The 15,005-nt window shown below is 64.2% G+C and carries 17 protein-coding genes and 1 tRNA gene; 4 read left to right on the top strand and 14 right to left on the bottom strand.

Translation table 11 applies throughout. The features are described from left to right. Positions 1-8 precede the first annotated feature (8 nt). From iscA to trmJ, 6 genes are all read right to left on the bottom strand, one after another. Positions 9-332, bottom strand: a complete 324-nt coding sequence (gene iscA, locus ACIGKL_RS18690; protein WP_106736894.1) for an iron-sulfur cluster assembly protein IscA — start codon at positions 330-332, stop codon at positions 9-11. A 14-nt stretch (positions 333-346) separates the two neighbouring features. Next, positions 347-733 carry a Fe-S cluster assembly scaffold IscU gene (gene iscU, locus ACIGKL_RS18685; protein WP_003246233.1) on the bottom strand — a complete coding sequence of 129 codons (387 nt, stop codon included), beginning with the start codon at positions 731-733 and terminating at the stop codon, positions 347-349. A 73-nt stretch (positions 734-806) separates the two neighbouring features. After that, positions 807-2,021 carry an IscS subfamily cysteine desulfurase gene (locus ACIGKL_RS18680; protein ID WP_397487965.1) on the bottom strand — a complete coding sequence of 405 codons (1,215 nt, stop codon included), beginning with the start codon at positions 2,019-2,021 and terminating at the stop codon, positions 807-809. A 30-nt stretch (positions 2,022-2,051) separates the two neighbouring features. After that, positions 2,052-2,549, bottom strand: coding sequence for a Fe-S cluster assembly transcriptional regulator IscR (gene iscR, locus ACIGKL_RS18675; RefSeq protein ID WP_397487964.1), 498 nt, complete (start codon positions 2,547-2,549; stop codon positions 2,052-2,054). 136 nt (positions 2,550-2,685) lie between these two features. Continuing rightward, entirely contained in the window at positions 2,686-3,471 is a 786-nt protein-coding gene (gene cysE / locus ACIGKL_RS18670) for a serine O-acetyltransferase (RefSeq protein ID WP_397487963.1), read from the bottom strand. Further along, positions 3,464-4,243 carry a tRNA (cytosine(32)/uridine(32)-2'-O)-methyltransferase TrmJ gene (trmJ, locus tag ACIGKL_RS18665; protein ID WP_397488307.1) on the bottom strand — a complete coding sequence of 260 codons (780 nt, stop codon included), beginning with the start codon at positions 4,241-4,243 and terminating at the stop codon, positions 3,464-3,466. Before trmJ ends, cysE begins: the two co-directional genes overlap by 8 nt. A 145-nt stretch (positions 4,244-4,388) precedes the next feature. On the opposite strand from trmJ, the gene suhB reads away from it, so the two are divergent. Further along, positions 4,389-5,204, top strand: coding sequence for an inositol-phosphate phosphatase (gene suhB / locus ACIGKL_RS18660; protein WP_397487962.1), 816 nt, complete (start codon positions 4,389-4,391; stop codon positions 5,202-5,204). A gap of 59 nt (positions 5,205-5,263) precedes the next feature. Here the strand turns inward: suhB and ACIGKL_RS18655 are convergent, their stop codons facing one another. The 6 genes from ACIGKL_RS18655 to queA all read right to left on the bottom strand — a co-directional run bounded on the left by ACIGKL_RS18655 (position 5,264) and on the right by queA (position 11,332). Beyond that, entirely contained in the window at positions 5,264-5,806 is a 543-nt protein-coding gene (locus ACIGKL_RS18655; protein WP_397487961.1) for a glycine zipper 2TM domain-containing protein, read from the bottom strand. A 116-nt stretch (positions 5,807-5,922) separates the two neighbouring features. Continuing rightward, positions 5,923-6,840, bottom strand: a complete 918-nt coding sequence (gene secF, locus ACIGKL_RS18650; RefSeq protein ID WP_021442768.1) for a protein translocase subunit SecF — start codon at positions 6,838-6,840, stop codon at positions 5,923-5,925. 2 nt (positions 6,841-6,842) lie between these two features. After that, positions 6,843-8,711 carry a protein translocase subunit SecD gene (gene secD, locus ACIGKL_RS18645; protein WP_397487960.1) on the bottom strand — a complete coding sequence of 623 codons (1,869 nt, stop codon included), beginning with the start codon at positions 8,709-8,711 and terminating at the stop codon, positions 6,843-6,845. 68 nt (positions 8,712-8,779) lie between these two features. Beyond that, positions 8,780-9,112: a preprotein translocase subunit YajC gene (gene yajC / locus ACIGKL_RS18640; protein ID WP_397487959.1), complete on the bottom strand. Its 333-nt coding sequence runs from the start codon at positions 9,110-9,112 to the stop codon at positions 8,780-8,782. Between the two features lie 40 nt (positions 9,113-9,152). Continuing rightward, entirely contained in the window at positions 9,153-10,268 is a 1,116-nt protein-coding gene (tgt, locus tag ACIGKL_RS18635; RefSeq protein WP_397488306.1) for a tRNA guanosine(34) transglycosylase Tgt, read from the bottom strand. Positions 10,269-10,288: 20 nt separating this feature from the next. Continuing rightward, positions 10,289-11,332: a tRNA preQ1(34) S-adenosylmethionine ribosyltransferase-isomerase QueA gene (queA, locus tag ACIGKL_RS18630; protein WP_397487958.1), complete on the bottom strand. Its 1,044-nt coding sequence runs from the start codon at positions 11,330-11,332 to the stop codon at positions 10,289-10,291. 113 nt (positions 11,333-11,445) lie between these two features. On the opposite strand from queA, the gene ACIGKL_RS18625 reads away from it, so the two are divergent. From ACIGKL_RS18625 to ACIGKL_RS18615, 3 genes are all read left to right on the top strand, one after another. Then, positions 11,446-11,530 (top strand) — tRNA-Leu (locus tag ACIGKL_RS18625). Positions 11,531-11,863: 333 nt separating this feature from the next. Continuing rightward, the gene (locus tag ACIGKL_RS18620; RefSeq protein ID WP_003459665.1) at positions 11,864-12,076 is read left to right on the top strand and encodes a cold-shock protein; all 213 of its coding nucleotides are present in this window, start codon (positions 11,864-11,866) and stop codon (positions 12,074-12,076) included. Between the two features lie 105 nt (positions 12,077-12,181). After that, a complete protein-coding gene (locus ACIGKL_RS18615) occupies positions 12,182-12,679 on the top strand; it encodes an RDD family protein (RefSeq protein ID WP_397487957.1) in 498 nt (165 codons plus the stop codon). A 60-nt stretch (positions 12,680-12,739) separates the two neighbouring features. Here the strand turns inward: ACIGKL_RS18615 and lptG are convergent, their stop codons facing one another. Then, positions 12,740-13,804, bottom strand: a complete 1,065-nt coding sequence (gene lptG, locus ACIGKL_RS18610) for an LPS export ABC transporter permease LptG (RefSeq protein ID WP_397487956.1) — start codon at positions 13,802-13,804, stop codon at positions 12,740-12,742. Continuing rightward, entirely contained in the window at positions 13,797-14,921 is a 1,125-nt protein-coding gene (gene lptF, locus ACIGKL_RS18605) for an LPS export ABC transporter permease LptF (protein ID WP_397487955.1), read from the bottom strand. Before lptF ends, lptG begins: the two co-directional genes overlap by 8 nt. Between the last annotated feature and the right edge of the window lie 84 nt (positions 14,922-15,005).

The raw sequence follows: 15,005 nt of genomic DNA, 5'->3' as shown, positions 1-15,005 counted from the left end.
CAATAGCCTCAGACGTTGAAGCTCTCGCCGCAGCCGCATTCGCCGCGCACGTTGGGGTTATTGAACTTGAAGCCCTCGTTGAGGCCTTCCTTGACGAAGTCCAGCTCGGTGCCGTCGAGGTAGACCAGGCTCTTGGGGTCGATGATCACCTTGACGCCGTGACTCTCGAACACCTGATCCTCGGCCGCCAGTTCGTCGACGAACTCGAGCACGTAGGCCAGACCCGAACAACCGGTGGTGCGCACACCGAGGCGAATGCCCGCGCCCTTGCCGCGCCCATCGAGGGAGCGCTGCACGTGGCGAGCCGCCGCTTCAGACATGGTGATGGCCATTGCAAACCTCGTCTTTAGAGCAAGCCTTTCTTCTGCTTGTAATCGCGCACGGCCGCCTTGATGGCGTCCTCGGCGAGCACCGAGCAGTGGATCTTCACCGGCGGCAACGCCAGTTCTTCGGCCAGCTGGGTGTTCTTGATGCTCTCGGCCTCGTCCAGGGTCTTGCCCTTCATCCACTCGGTGGCGAGGGAGCTGGAGGCGATGGCAGAACCGCAGCCATAGGTCTTGAACTTGGCGTCTTCGATCACGCCGCTCTCGTTGACCTTGATCTGCAGGCGCATCACGTCGCCGCAGGCCGGCGCACCGACCATGCCGGTGCCGACGTCCGGGTCTTCGGCATTCAGCTTGCCGACGTTGCGCGGATTTTCGTAGTGGTCGATGACCTTGTCACTGTAAGCCATGGTGTACTTCCTCTCTCATCAGGTGCCGCTCTTCAGGCGGGATCGCCCATCGAGCGATCCGCCTTGGCAGCTATCAGTGTGCTGCCCATTCCACGGAGGAAAGGTCGACACCTTCTTTGAACATATCCCACAGGGGCGACAGTTCGCGCAGCTTGTCCACCGCCTCGCGCACCTTGGCGGCGGCGTAGTCGACTTCCTCTTCGGTGGTGAAGCGGCCGAAGGTGAAGCGGATCGAGCTGTGCGCCAGTTCGTCGTTGCGGCCCAGGGCGCGCAGCACGTAGGACGGCTCCAGGGAAGCCGAGGTGCAGGCGGAACCGGACGACACGGCGAGGTCCTTGAGCGCCATGATCAGCGACTCGCCCTCGACGTAGTTGAAACTCAGGTTGAGGTTGTGCGGCACGCGAGCGGTCAGACTGCCGTTGACGTACAGCTCCTCCATGCCTTCGAGCTGGCGGTAGAAACGATCGCGCAGGGCTTTGACGCGCTGGTTTTCCGCAGCCATTTCTTCCTTGGCGATACGGAAGGCCTCGCCCATACCGACGCACTGGTGGGTGGCCAGGGTGCCGGAGCGCATGCCGCGCTCGTGGCCGCCGCCGTGAGTCTGGGCCTCCAGGCGCACGCGCGGCTTGCGTCGTACGTAGAGGGCGCCGACGCCTTTCGGGCCGTAGGTCTTGTGCGCGGAGAAGGACATCAGGTCGACCTTGAGCTTGTCCAGGTCGATCTCCACCTTGCCGGTGGACTGCGCCGCATCGACATGCAGCAGCACGCCGCGCGAGCGGGTCAGCTCGCCGATGGCGGCGATGTCGTTGATGGTGCCGATCTCGTTGTTGACGTGCATCACCGACACCAGCGTGGTGTCGTCGCGCAGCGCGGCTTCGACCATGGCCGGGGTGATCAGACCGTCTTCGCCGGGCTCCAGGTAGGTGACTTCGAAACCTTCGCGCTCGAGCTGACGGGTGGTGTCCAACACCGCCTTGTGCTCAATCTTCGAGGTGACGATGTGCTTGCCCTTGCTGGCGTAGAAGTGCGCCACGCCCTTGATGGCGAGGTTGTCGGACTCGGTCGCGCCGCTGGTCCAGACGATCTCGCGCGGGTCGGCGTTAACCAGCTCGGCGACCTGGCGGCGAGCGTTTTCCACCGCTTCTTCGGCCTTCCAGCCGAACACGTGGGAACGCGAAGCCGGGTTGCCGAAGTTACCATCGACCAGCAGGCACTCGCTCATCTTCTGCGCCACACGCGGATCGACCGGGGTGGTAGCGGAGTAATCGAGGTAAATCGGCAATTTCATCAGGCTTCTCCTATCAGGCAAACGCCCTGCTCACTCGATGGCAGACGCTTCAATCTTATCCAAATGCGGCGCAATGCCTCTGCCGGAGCAGCGACGCTGATCCTGGCGCAACGCGACCTCTTGTACCTCACGGCGCGCGACCAGATCGGCCAGGCTGATGCCGCTGAGGAACTCGTGAATCTGCTGACTGAGGTCGCACCACAGGTGATGGGTCAGACAGGTGTCACCGGCATGGCAATCGCCCTGCCCTTGGCAACGGGTGGCATCCACCGACTCGTTGACCGCATCGATCACCTGAGCCACCTGAATGCCGCGCATGTCGCGCGACAGCTGATAGCCACCGCCCGGCCCACGCACGCTGGACACCAGATTGCCGCGCCGCAGCTTGGCGAACAGTTGCTCCAGGTAGGACAGGGAAATACCTTGCCGCTCGGAAATATCGGCCAGGGATACGGGACCGTGCTGCGCGTGCAACGCCAGATCGAGCATGGCGGTAACGGCGTAACGGCCTTTGGTGGTCAGTCGCATGGCTCTACCACGAATCACTGAATTGCGGCGAAGTATGCGATTCCCGAGTATTTAAGTCAACTATAAGACCTATCGATTTACTCGGGATTGAGCGCAAAAAGAGGCGGCATCATAGCAAAGACCGCCTCGCCGCGCATCAGGCCGCCGGCTTGTCGCCCTGCTGCTGGTCCTTGCACACCTCGGCGAAGTCCTCGTCGCGCAGCACCGGCAGATCCTTGGCGCAGTAGTCGCTACCGAGGGCGGTGAGCGCCTTGCACATGCCTTCCAGGCGACCATCGACCGCATGCAGGTGATCGAGCAACTGGCCGATGGCGCGCGCCACCGGGTCCGGCATGTCCTGGCCGACGCCATAGGCATCGAAGCCGATCTTCTCGGCCATGGCCTGGCGCTTGGCCTCCTGCTCGTCGTCGGACTTGGCGATGATCTTGCCGGGAATCCCCACCGCAGTGGCGCCAGCCGGCACCGCCTTGGTCACCACGGCATTGGAACCGATCTTGGCGCCGGCACCGACAGTGAACGGGCCGAGCACCTTGGCCCCGGCGCCGACCACCACGCCGTCTTCCAGGGTCGGGTGGCGCTTGCCCTTGTTCCAGCTGGTGCCGCCCAGGGTCACGCCCTGATAAAGGGTGACGTCGTTGCCGATCTCGGCGGTCTCGCCGATGACGATGCCCATGCCGTGGTCGATGAAGAAACGCCGACCGATCTTCGCCCCCGGATGAATCTCGATACCGGTCAGCCAGCGGCCGAAGTTGGACACCATCCGCGCCAGCCACTTCCAGCCCGAGCGCCACAGGGCGTGGGCGACGCGGTGCAGCCAGACCGCATGCAGGCCCGGGTAGCAGGTGACCACCTCGAAGGCGTTGCGCGCCGCCGGGTCGCGGTGAAACACGCTCTGGATATCTTCTCGCATGCGCTCAAACATCGGACTTCCCCTGCTTGTGAGGCTCACCGCGCACGGTCTTCTCGGTCTCGGTGAGAATGCCGCGCAGGATATTCATTTCCAACTTGCTCACCGCACTGCGCCCATACAGGCGACGCAGGCGGGTCATCAGGTGCCGCGGCTTCAGCGGATCGAGGAAACCGATCATCACCAGCACCCGCTGCAGGTGGCCGTAGAAGGACTCCAGCTCATCCGCCGTGGCCGCCTGGGAACTGAGCATGGCAGTGGTTTCCAGCTTCTCCACCTTGCTCGGCAAGCCCTGCGCAGCCAACCAGGCCATGCGCACTTCGTAGGCCAGCACCTGCACCGCCGCCGCCAGGTTCAGCGAACTGAACTCAGGATTGGACGGGATATGCACGTGGTACTGACAGCGCTGCAGCTCCTCGTTGGTCAGCCCGGCGTACTCGCGACCGAACACCAACGCCACCTCGGCGCCGGCGGCGGCCTGCTCGCAACTGGTCACCCCGCACTCGCGCGGATCCAGCAACGGCCAGGGAATGCGCCGATCCCGCGCACTGGTGCCGATCACCAGACTGCAGCCGACCAGCGCCTCCTCCAGCGTGCCGACCACCTGCGCCGCATCCAGCACATCGGTGGCGCCGGAGGCGCGCGCCACCGCCTCGCCGCTGGGAAAATCCTCCGGAGCGACCAGCACCAGACGCGACAGGCCCATGTTCTTCATCGCCCGCGCCGCGCCGCCGATATTGCCCGGATGACTGGTGCCCACCAAAACCACACGAATATTGTCCAGCAACGCAGGCACTCTCAGAGACGACAAGGGGGCAACGATCTTACCCAAGCCCTCGGATTAATGCCATGCGGCGTACGGACGGCACTGCATCCGCCGGACTTTTCTGCTAACATGGCCGGCTTTCTTTAACGCCCCAGGTGAACCTTCCATGCAGCCCATGCTGAATATCGCCCTGCGCGCCGCTCGCAGCGCCGGTGAAATGATCTTTCGCTCCATCGAGCGCCTGGACGTCATCTCGGTCGACGAGAAGGATGCCAAGGATTACGTCACCGAGGTTGATCGCGCCGCCGAGCTGATGATCGTCCAGGCCATTCGCAAGGCCTACCCGACCCACAGCTTCCTCGGCGAGGAAGGCGGCGCACTGGAAGGCAGCGGCGACGGCGCCGACTACCAGTGGATCATCGACCCGCTGGACGGCACCACCAACTTCATCCGCGGCGTGCCGCACTTCGCCATCAGCATCGCCTGCAAATACCGCGGCCGCCTGGAGCACGCCATCGTGCTCGACCCGGTACGCCAGGAAGAATTCACCGCCAGTCGCGGCCGCGGCGCCGCCCTCAATGGTCGCCGCCTGCGCGTAAGCAACCGCAAGAGCCTGGACGGCGCGCTGCTCGGCACTGGCTTCCCGTTCCGCAACGAGCAACTGGACAACCTCGAGAACTACCTGGGCATGTTCCGCAGCCTGGTCGGCCAGACCGCCGGCGTACGCCGTGCCGGTGCCGCCAGCCTGGATCTGGCTTATGTCGCAGCCGGCCGCTACGACGCCTTCTGGGAGTTCGGCCTGTCCGAGTGGGACATGGCCGCTGGCGCCCTGCTGATTCAGGAAGCAGGCGGCCTGGTCAGCGACTTCACCGGCGGCCACGAATTCCTCGAGAAAGGTCAGATCGTTGCCGGTAATACCAAGTGCTTCAAGGCCGTACTGACCGCCATCCAACCGCACCTGGCACCGTCGATGAAGCGCTGAGCGCCAGTCTCCCGACAATAAAAAAACGCCCCGAGGGGGCGTTTTTTTATGCACGGCGATTATTGCGCCTGCTGCACCAACACCAGCTCACCCTGCTTGTTAACCGGAATCTGACTGCCCGGGTCGCGATCCATGCGCACGGTGCCGACCTGCTCGCCCAGCTGATACTTGACGTCGTAACCCACCAGCTTCTCGCTGGTATCGGTCACGGTGTTGCAGCGGGTTTCGGTGGTGGTGTAGGTGTCGCGCGCCTGCATGCCTTCCTGGATCTTGTTGCCGGCGTAGCCGCCGCCGACCGCACCGGCCACGGTGGCGATCTTCTTGCCGCTGCCGCCGCCGACCTGATTGCCCAGCAGGCCGCCGGCGATGGCGCCGATGGCGGTGCCGGCGATCTGGTGCTGATCCTTGACCGGCGCCTGACGGGTGACGGTGACGTCCTTGCACACCTCGCGCGGCGTCTTGATGGTTTCCTTGACCGGGGTCACCGCCAGCACTTCGGCGTACTGCGGGCCGCGATCGACCAGGCTGTAAGTGGCAACCGCGCCGCCAGCGGTAACGCCGACAGCGCCCAGCACGGTACCGATCAACATCGACTTGTTCATGATTCTCTCCTAGGCTCGGCGACTCGCGCCTTTCTCCATGCCTAGGACAGCAAAAGGCCGCGACAAGTTCGCCCTGTCGCGGCCAGCGTGCGCATTACATGAAGCAGGTCACAGCCTCAGGGGCGCCCGTCGTCGGCCTCGGCTTCGACGGCCGGCGGAATCAGATCCTCGACGCTCAGCTTCAGCCAGATCAGCACCACGGCGCCGATGTACACCGACGAGTAGGTACCCACCACCACACCGACCAGCAGGGTCAGAGCGAAGGCCGCCAGCACGTCGCCGCCGAAGAACAGCAGCGCCAGCAGGGCCAGCGCGGTGGACAACGAGGTGGCGATGGTGCGCAGCAGGGTCTGGGTGATCGAGATGTCGATGTTCTCGATCAGCGACGCCTTGCGCAGCATGCGGAAGTTCTCGCGGATGCGGTCGTAGATGATGATGGTGTCGTTCAGCGAATAGCCGATCATCGCCAGCACCGCCGCCAGCACGGTCAGGTCGAAGGGAATCTGGAAGAACGCCAGCACGCCAAGGGTGATCACCACGTCGTGCACCAGGGAGGCGATAGCGCCGACGCCGAATTTCCACTGGAAGCGAAACGCCAGGTACAGGAGGATGCCGCCCAGCGCCAGGAGCATGGCGATGCCGCCCTGATCGCGCAGCTCCTCGCCCACCTGCGGGCCGACGAACTCGACGCGCTTGACCTCGAACTCGGTGGTGCTGTCGACCTTGCGCAGGGCCTCGGCCACCCGGTTGCCCAGATCGGGGTCATCGCCCGCCAGGCGCACCAGCACATCGGTGCTGGCACCGAAGTTCTGCACCACGGCGTCGGCGTAACCGGCCTGGCCCAGCTCGCGCTTGATCAACTCGAGGTCGGCCGGCTGCTCGTATTGCAGCTCGATCAGGGTACCGCCGGTGAAATCCAGACCGAAGTTCAGGCCCTTGGCGAACAACGCCCCGAGCCCGACCAGGGTGAGCACCAGGGTCATGGTAAAGGCGATGTTGCGCACCGCCATGAAACGAATGGTTGACTTGATCATGGCTAGATCCACAGCTTCTTGAAGTTACGGCCACCGAAGATCAGGTTGACCAGGCCACGGGTGAACAGGATGGCGGTGAACATCGAGGTGACGATGCCCAGCGACATGGTCACCGCGAAGCCCTTGACCGGGCCGGTGCCCATGGCGAACAGGATGCCGCCGACCAGCAAGGTGGTCAGGTTACTGTCGAGAATCGCCGAGAAGGCGCGGTCGAACCCCTCGTGGATGGCGCGCTGCACGTGCAGGCCATTGGCCAGCTCCTCGCGGATACGCGAGAAGATCAGCACGTTGGCGTCCACCGCCATACCCAGGGTCAGCACGATGCCGGCGATGCCCGGCAGGGTCAGGGTGGCGCCGATGGCCGACATCAGACCGACCAGCAGCACCAGGTTGAACGCCAGCGCGACGGTCGCCAGCACCCCGAAGAAGCGGTAGATGGCGATGATGAACAGCGCCACGAAGACCATCGCCCACTCGGTGGAGTCGATGCCCTTGGCGATATTCTCGGCGCCCAGGCTCGGGCCGATGGTGCGCTCCTCGGCGAAGTACATCGGCGCCGCCAGGCCGCCGGCACGCAGCAGCAGCGCCAGCTCGGAGGATTCGCCCTGGCCGTTGAGGCCGGTGATGCGGAACTGGCTGCCCAGCGGCGACTGGATGGTCGCCAGGCTGATGATCTTCTTCTCCTCGACGAAGGACGACACCGTCACTTCCTGCTCGACGCCGTCGACCACCTGACGCACGTAGCGGGTCACCGGCTTCTGCTCGATGAAGATCACCGCCATGCTGCGCCCCACGTTGTTGCGCGTGGCGCGGTTCATCAGGTCGCCGCCGTGGCCGTCGAGACGGATATTGACCTGCGGCCGGCCGTTCTCGTCGAAGCTGGCCTGGGCGTCGGTGACCTGGTCGCCGGTGATGATCAGCTCGCGCTCGAGCTGCACCGGCGGCCGGCCTTCCTCGCGGAAACCGAAGCTTTCGGTGGCGCCGCGCGGCGCGTCGAAATCGGCCTGCAGGCGGAATTCCAGGTTGGCGGTCTTACCGAGGATACGCTTGGCTTCGGCAGTGTCCTGCACGCCCGGCAGCTCGACCACGATGCGGTTGGCGCCCTGGCGCTGCACCAGCGGTTCGGCCACGCCGAGTTCGTTGACCCGGTTGCGCACGGTGGTGAGGTTCTGCTTGATCGAGTACTCGCGGATCTCGGCGATCTTCGCCGCGGTCAGGCCGAGTTGCAGCACCTGCTGACCACCGCGCTCGACGGCGGTGATCTCGAAATCGGTGAAGTCCTTGCGGATCAGGCGCTGGGCCTGCTCCAGCGCATCGCCGTCGGCGAAGCCGAGCTGAATGCGACCGTTCTGTTCCGGCATGCTGCGGTAGCGAATCCGCTCCTTGCGCAGCAGGCTCTTGATCTCGCCTTCGTAGACCTTGCGGCGTACGTCCAGCGCCTTGTCCATGTCGACTTCGAGCAGGAAGTGCACGCCGCCGGACAGGTCCAGACCCAGTTTCATCGGGCTGGCGCCAAGGTTGCGCAGCCAGTCGGGGGTGGTCTGCGCCAGGTTCAGCGCCACCACGTAGTCGTCGCCCAGGGCGCGACGCACCACGTCCTTGGCCGGCAGTTGGTCATCCTGCTTGGTCAGACGGATCAGGCCCGCGCGGCCGCGCTCGTCGAGACCGATGTCCTTGACCGCGATGCCGGCTTCCTGCAGCGCCTTGCCGGCGCGATCGAGATCGCCCTGCTCGATGCTCAGCGCCGAGCTGGCACCGCTGATCTGCACGGCCGGATCGTCCGGATAGAGATTGGGGATGGAGTACACCAGGCCGACGGCCAATACGGCCAGAATCAGCAGGTACTTCCACAGAGGATATTTATTGAGCATGAACGAGCCGCCCGCTTATGACGCGGGGCGCTAAAAGCGCCCCGTCGAGTGGAAAACTAACAACCGAATCAGATGGCTTTCAGCGTGCCCTTGGGCAGGGTGGCGGCGATGGCCTGCTTCTGGAACTTCAGCTCGACGCTGTCGGAAACCTCGATCACCACGAAATCGTCGGCCACCTTGGTCACCTTGCCGGCGATACCGCCGCTGGTCACCACCTCGTCGCCCTTCTGCAGGCCGCCGAGCAGGTTCTTGTGCTCCTTGGCGCGCTTGGCCTGGGGACGCCAGATCATCAGGTAGAAGATGACCAGAAAGCCGATCAGGAACACCCACTCGAAGCCGCTACCGGCAGGGCCGGCAGCCGGAGCGGTGTCAGCGTAGGCGGCGGGGATGAAAAAGCTCATGTATCACTCCTAATGGAAAGGATGTTGAATCGTTCGGGAATCAGTCCAGCGGCGGCACGGGCAGGCCGCGCTTGGCATAGAAGGTTTCGACAAAGGCGGCCAATGTACCCTGTCCGATAGCCTCGCGCAAACCAGCCATAACCCGCTGATAATGCCGCAAGTTATGGATGGTATTGAGCATGCTACCGAGCATTTCGCCGCACTTGTCCAGATGATGCAGATAAGCGCGCGAGAAACGTTTACAGGTGTAACAGTCGCAGGTCGGGTCCAGCGGCGAGTCGTCGTGTTTGTGCACGGCGTTGCGAATCTTCACCACGCCGGTATCGACGAACAGGTGGCCGTTGCGCGCATTGCGCGTCGGCATCACGCAGTCGAACATGTCCACCCCGCGGCGCACACCCTCGACCAGGTCTTCCGGCTTGCCCACGCCCATCAGGTAGCGCGGCTTGTCGGCCGGCATCTGCGGCGGCAGGAAATCCAGCACACGGATCATCTCTTCCTTCGGCTCGCCGACCGACAGCCCGCCAATGGCCAGGCCGTCGAAGCCGATTTCGCAAAGCCCTTCGAGCGAGCGCATGCGCAGCTCTTCATGCATGCCGCCCTGGACGATACCGAACAGCGCTGCGCTGCTCTCACCGTGTGCGGTCTTGGAGCGCTTGGCCCAACGCAGCGACAGCTCCATGGAACGCTTGGCCACATCGAATTCGGCCGGGTACGGCGTGCATTCATCGAAGATCATCACGATGTCCGAGCCCAGGTCGCGCTGCACCTGCATCGACTCTTCCGGCCCCATGAAGACCTTGGCGCCATCGACCGGTGAGGCGAAGTACACGCCCTCCTCCTTGATCTTGCGCATCGCCCCCAGGCTGAACACCTGGAAACCACCGGAGTCGGTGAGGATCGGCCCCTGCCACTGCATGAAGTCATGCAGGTCGCCATGTTTCTTGATCACCTCCATGCCCGGGCGCAGCCACAGGTGGAAGGTATTGCCGAGAATGATCTGCGCGCCAATATCCTCGACATCGCGCGGCAGCATGCCCTTGACCGTGCCATAGGTGCCCACCGGCATGAAGGCCGGGGTCTCGACCACGCCACGCGGGAAGGTCAGGCGACCCCTGCGGGCTTTGCCGTCAGTGGCCAGCAATTCGAAGGACATGCGACAGGTGCGCGACATACTCAAACCTCGGGCCCGCGCGCGGCGGGATTGCGGGTGATGAACATGGCATCACCGTAACTGAAGAAGCGATAGCCCTGCGCCACGGCTTCGCGGTAGGCGGCCATGGTTTCGGGATAACCGGCGAAGGCCGACACCAGCATCAGCAGGGTCGACTCGGGCAGGTGGAAATTGGTTACCAGGGCATCGACTACATGAAAGGGACGACCGGGGTAGATAAAGATGTCGGTATCACCGCTGAAGGGCTTCAGCTCGCCATCGCGCGCCGCCGTCTCCAGCGAGCGTACGCTGGTGGTGCCCACCGCGATCACCCGACCGCCGCGCGCCCGGCAGGCGGCCACGGCATCGACCACGTCCTGGCCGACCTCCAGCCACTCGCTGTGCATATGGTGGTCTTCGATCCGTTCGACCCGCACCGGCTGGAAAGTGCCCGCACCGACGTGAAGCGTCACGAACGCGGTGTCCACCCCCTTGGCACGGATCGCCGCCAGCAGTTCGTCATCGAAGTGCAGGCCGGCAGTCGGAGCCGCCACGGCACCCGCCTTCTGCGCATAGACGGTCTGATAGCGCTCACGGTCGGCCTCGTCGTCCGGCCGGTCTATATAAGGCGGCAGCGGCATATGCCCGACACGCTCCAGCAGCGGCAGCACCGGCTCGGCAAAACGCAGCTCGAACAGCGCGTCGTGGCGCGCGACCATCTCGGCCTCGCCGCCACCGTCGATGAGAATCTGCGAACCGGGCTTGGGCGACTTGCTCGAGCGCACATGGGCCAGCACGCGATACTGATCGAGCACACGCTCCACCAGCACCTCCAGCTTGCCGCCGGAGGCCTTCTGGCCGAACAGACGTGCCGGAATCACTCGGGTGTTGTTGAACACCATGAGATCACCAGGACGCAGCTGCTCCAGCACATCGGTGAACTGGCCGTGGCGCAGCTCACCGCTTGGGCCGTCGAGCTGCAACAGGCGACTGGCACGACGCTCGGCCAAAGGGTGACGAGCGATCAGCGACTCGGGAAGGTCGAAGTGGAAATCGGCAACACGCATGATTCGGAGGGGGTATTTCTGCAGGGTGGCAAAGCTTACCGGAATTCCCCCAAGCTGGCCACGCACGCGGATTGACCGGGCTCTGAGGCATCCCTATACTGCGCCGCCATTGTGCCCCGGTGGCGGAATCGGTAGACGCGGCGGATTCAAAATCCGTTTTCGAAAGGAGTGGGAGTTCGAGTCTCCCCCGGGGCACCACCTTAGAGCCCGCAAGACCTTGGTCTTGCGGGCTTTTTCATGCCCGCGCCAGGGGCTTCGCGCCGTGCCGCACAAGCCCTGCAACTGCACTTTCCCAGCCCCTCGGCGAGCCCCGTAAAACCTGGCCAACAGCCGCGCCGGCGGGGGTTGGCAATTGCGCAAAAGTTAGCGTAGAGTGATTGCACTGTTTGCATGGGTCGCTGTGAATCGTGACCTGATGCAGTAGATCATTTAGATCCGCTACATCCCGCTCGACTTCTATTACTCCTTGCAACCAGTCTCAGCCCTCTATAGTTAGAGGCTGTCATCAACTCTAGTTTCAAGGAAAAAGACATGTCGAATCGTCAGAACGGTACCGTCAAGTGGTTTAACGACGAGAAAGGTTTTGGTTTTATCACTCCCGAGAGCGGTCCGGATCTGTTCGTGCACTTCCGCGCGATCGAAGGCAATGGTTTCAAGAGCCTGAAAGAAGGTCAGAAAGTCAGCTTCGTTGCCGTGCAAGGTCAAAAAGGCATGCAGGCCGACCAGGTTCAAGTCCTGGGCTGATTGCCGCTGCTTTGAAGAACCCCTGATGCTGCATCGGGGGTTTTTTTATGCCCGCAGGAAAGTCGCGGTTAGAATGGCGCGCCCTATCGTCACAGCGAGCCCATCATGCCGAGACACCTGCTGCGCCCACAGGGGGACTTCCCCACTGCCGGCCTGATCCGTCGCCTGGCGGCGATCTTCTACGACTTCCTGCTCTGCGTCGCGCTGATCATGGTGGTCACCCTGATCTATCAACAGGGCATCCTGCGCCTGATCCACGGCAGCGAGACCCTGCTGGCCATGGCCGAAGCCGGCGCCCTGGATAACGACCCGATCCTGGCCAGCCTGGTGCTGCTCAGCCTGTTCGCCTTCTTCGCCAAGTTCTGGACCCACAACGGCCAGACCCTGGGCATGCAGGCCTGGGGCCTGCGCATCCAGAACGCCGACGGCAGCGCCATCGACCTGTGGCAGGCGCTGCTGCGCTTCGTGGTCGCCATCGGCTCCTGGCTGTTCGCCGGCCTCGGTTTTCTCTGGATGCTGTGGGACAAACAGGGCCGTACCTGGCACGACGCCTATTCCGGCAGCCGCGTGGTGCAGCTGCCGAAGAATATCCACAAGAAGTAGCGCGGCGCAGATGCAAAAAAGCCGGTTCAGAGAACCGGCTTTTTCATGCTCACGCGAAGCTCAGCCCGCACGCCTCAGCAGCCAGACCCCGGCCAGCGCGCAGATCCCCGCCGGCACCAGCACCGCCAGCAGCGGCGAGAAGCCAAATACCAGGCTGGATGGGCCGAGCAGGTCCTGGGCGATGCGGAACACGAAGCCCACCAGCACGCCGGTGAACACCCGCTGGCCCAGGGTCACCGAGCGCAGCGGGCCGAAGATAAAGGAAATCGCCATCAACACCAGCGCGCCGGTCACCAGCGGCTGCAGCACCTTGCTCCAGAACGCCAGCCAGTAACGGGCGTTGTTCAGGCCCTGCTCGCCCAGGTAGTGGATGTACTGCCACAGGCCGCTGACCGACAGCGACTCGGGCTCCATCACCACGGTGCTGAGCAGTTGCGGACTCAGCTCGATGTTCCAGCGTTCATTGGCACGCTTGACGACCCTGGTGCCATTTTTCCGGAAATGGGTAGTTTCCACATTGCGAAGCACCCAGTGATCGCCGCGGTGCTCGGCGCGGCGGGCGAAGCTGGCGGACTGCATGCGCCGTTCGTCGTCGAAGCGGTAGCGGGTCACCCCGAGCAGCAGGCCGTTGGGTTGCACGGCGTTGATATGCACGTACTCCTGCCCCTGGCGGTGCCACATGCCGCGCTTGGAGCTCTGCGCGGCGCCGCCGCCCTGGGCCAGGGCGCGGTCGGCCTGGGCCTGGTTTTCGGTCAGCGGCGCGACGTACTCGCCGACCAGAATGCCGGCCAGCATCAGCACCAGCATGGGCTTCATCACGGCCCAGACGATGCGGCCGATGGACACCCCGGCGGCGCGCATGATGGTCAGCTCGCTGTTGCTGGCCAGGCTGCCGAGGCCGATCAGGCAGCCGATCAGCGCCGCCATCGGCAGCATCTCGTAAGCCCGCCGCGGTGCGGTCAGCAGCACGTACCAGAGCGCCTGGCCGATGCCGTAGTCGCCCTTGTTGAGGTCGCCCAGCTCGTCGATGAAGGCGAACAGCAGGGCCAGGCCGAGGATGATGCCGAGCACCGCGAGAATGGCCAGGAACACCTGAGCGCCGATGTACCTATCCAGCTTAGCCATGGGCCACCTCCACTGCCGCAGCACGGCGGCCGGCCCACCACAGGCTCAATTGTTCCCAGTACAGCAGCAGCACGCCGATCGCCAGGAAGATGCCATGCACCCACCACAGCCCCAGCCCGGGCGGCAGCTTGCCCTTGTCCAGCGCGCCGCGGGCGGCGATCAGCAGGCCCAGATAGGCCATATACAGGAAGATGGCCGGCAGCAGTTTGAGGAAGCGCCCCTGGCGCGGGTTGACCCGCGACAGCGGTACCGCCAGCAGGGTGACCACGAACACCAGCAGCGGAATCGACAGGCGCCACTGCAGTTCGGCCTGCAGGCGCGGATCATCGCTGCCCAGCAGCTCGCGGGTCGGCATCGCCTCGCGCTCGCTGGCCTCGATGGCCACCTCCGGCTTGGGCAGCAGCACGCCGTAAGTGTCGTACTGGATGGCGCGATAATCGGCTTCGCCGGGCTCGCCGTCGTAGCGGTAGCCGTTCTCCAGGATCAAGTAGCGACTGCCGTCGGCCTGGATTTCCTGGCGCCCGCTCTCGGCCACCAGCACGGTGATGCCGCGTTCGGAGCGACCGTCGGCGGAGAAGCGCTTCTCCGACATGAACACCCCGCGCAACTCGCTGCGGTCGGCCGACAGCTCCTGCGAATAGGTCACCCGCGAGCCGTCCTTCATCGACTGGAAGCGCCCCGGCACCAGGGTATCGAGCTCGGTCAGGGCATCCTGTTCGTTGAGAATGCGCGACACCTCGGCCACGCCCTGCGGCGCCAGGCCCATGCTCAACCAGCCAGCCAGCAGGGCGACGATCAGCGCCGGCGCCATGCTGTAGGCGGTCAGCCGTTGCTGGCTGACGCCGGTGGCCGAGAGCACGGTCATTTCGCTGTCGAGATAGAGACGGCCATAGGCCAGGAGGAAACCGAGGAACAGGCCCAACGGCAGGATCAGCTGGAGGAAGCCGGGAATCCGGTAGCCCATGATCAGAAACAGCACGCCGGGGTCCAGCGCCCCCTGCGCGGCCTGCGCCAGGTACTTGATGAAACGGCCGCTCATGATGATCACCAGCAGCACGGCGCTCACCGCACTGAGGGTCACCAGCACTTCGCGGGACAGATAACGGAAGACGATCAAACCGGACGCTCCAGGGTTGTCAGGCTCGGGCGCGAACGCTCACACTAGCCGCACCTTTGCCGGCCCGCCTTGCGGCGGGCCCTC

It is taken from the genome of Pseudomonas sp. NPDC077186 (genome assembly GCF_044543505.1).
Taxonomy (GTDB): Bacteria; Pseudomonadota; Gammaproteobacteria; order Pseudomonadales; family Pseudomonadaceae; genus Aquipseudomonas.
Note: the sequence above shows the minus strand (reverse complement) of the source record. Positions and strands in the feature narration are given on the sequence as shown.

Excerpts from the sequence above, each read along its gene's own strand:
- iscA (WP_106736894.1), bottom strand. The coding sequence starts at position 332 with ATGGCCATCACCATGTCTGAAGCGGCGGCTCGCCACGTGCAGCGCTCC.
- iscU (WP_003246233.1), bottom strand. The coding sequence starts at position 733 with ATGGCTTACAGTGACAAGGTCATCGACCACTACGAAAATCCGCGCAAC.
- ACIGKL_RS18680 (WP_397487965.1), bottom strand. The coding sequence starts at position 2,021 with ATGAAATTGCCGATTTACCTCGATTACTCCGCTACCACCCCGGTCGAT.
- iscR (WP_397487964.1), bottom strand. The coding sequence starts at position 2,549 with ATGCGACTGACCACCAAAGGCCGTTACGCCGTTACCGCCATGCTCGAT.
- cysE (WP_397487963.1), bottom strand. The coding sequence starts at position 3,471 with ATGTTTGAGCGCATGCGAGAAGATATCCAGAGCGTGTTTCACCGCGAC.
- suhB (WP_397487962.1), top strand. The coding sequence starts at position 4,389 with ATGCAGCCCATGCTGAATATCGCCCTGCGCGCCGCTCGCAGCGCCGGT.
- ACIGKL_RS18655 (WP_397487961.1), bottom strand. The coding sequence starts at position 5,806 with ATGAACAAGTCGATGTTGATCGGTACCGTGCTGGGCGCTGTCGGCGTT.
- secF (WP_021442768.1), bottom strand. The coding sequence starts at position 6,840 with ATGATCAAGTCAACCATTCGTTTCATGGCGGTGCGCAACATCGCCTTT.
- secD (WP_397487960.1), bottom strand. The coding sequence starts at position 8,711 with ATGCTCAATAAATATCCTCTGTGGAAGTACCTGCTGATTCTGGCCGTA.
- yajC (WP_397487959.1), bottom strand. The coding sequence starts at position 9,112 with ATGAGCTTTTTCATCCCCGCCGCCTACGCTGACACCGCTCCGGCTGCC.
- tgt (WP_397488306.1), bottom strand. The coding sequence starts at position 10,268 with ATGTCCTTCGAATTGCTGGCCACTGACGGCAAAGCCCGCAGGGGTCGC.
- queA (WP_397487958.1), bottom strand. The coding sequence starts at position 11,332 with ATGCGTGTTGCCGATTTCCACTTCGACCTTCCCGAGTCGCTGATCGCT.
- ACIGKL_RS18620 (WP_003459665.1), top strand. The coding sequence starts at position 11,864 with ATGTCGAATCGTCAGAACGGTACCGTCAAGTGGTTTAACGACGAGAAA.
- ACIGKL_RS18615 (WP_397487957.1), top strand. The coding sequence starts at position 12,182 with ATGCCGAGACACCTGCTGCGCCCACAGGGGGACTTCCCCACTGCCGGC.
- lptG (WP_397487956.1), bottom strand. The coding sequence starts at position 13,804 with ATGGCTAAGCTGGATAGGTACATCGGCGCTCAGGTGTTCCTGGCCATT.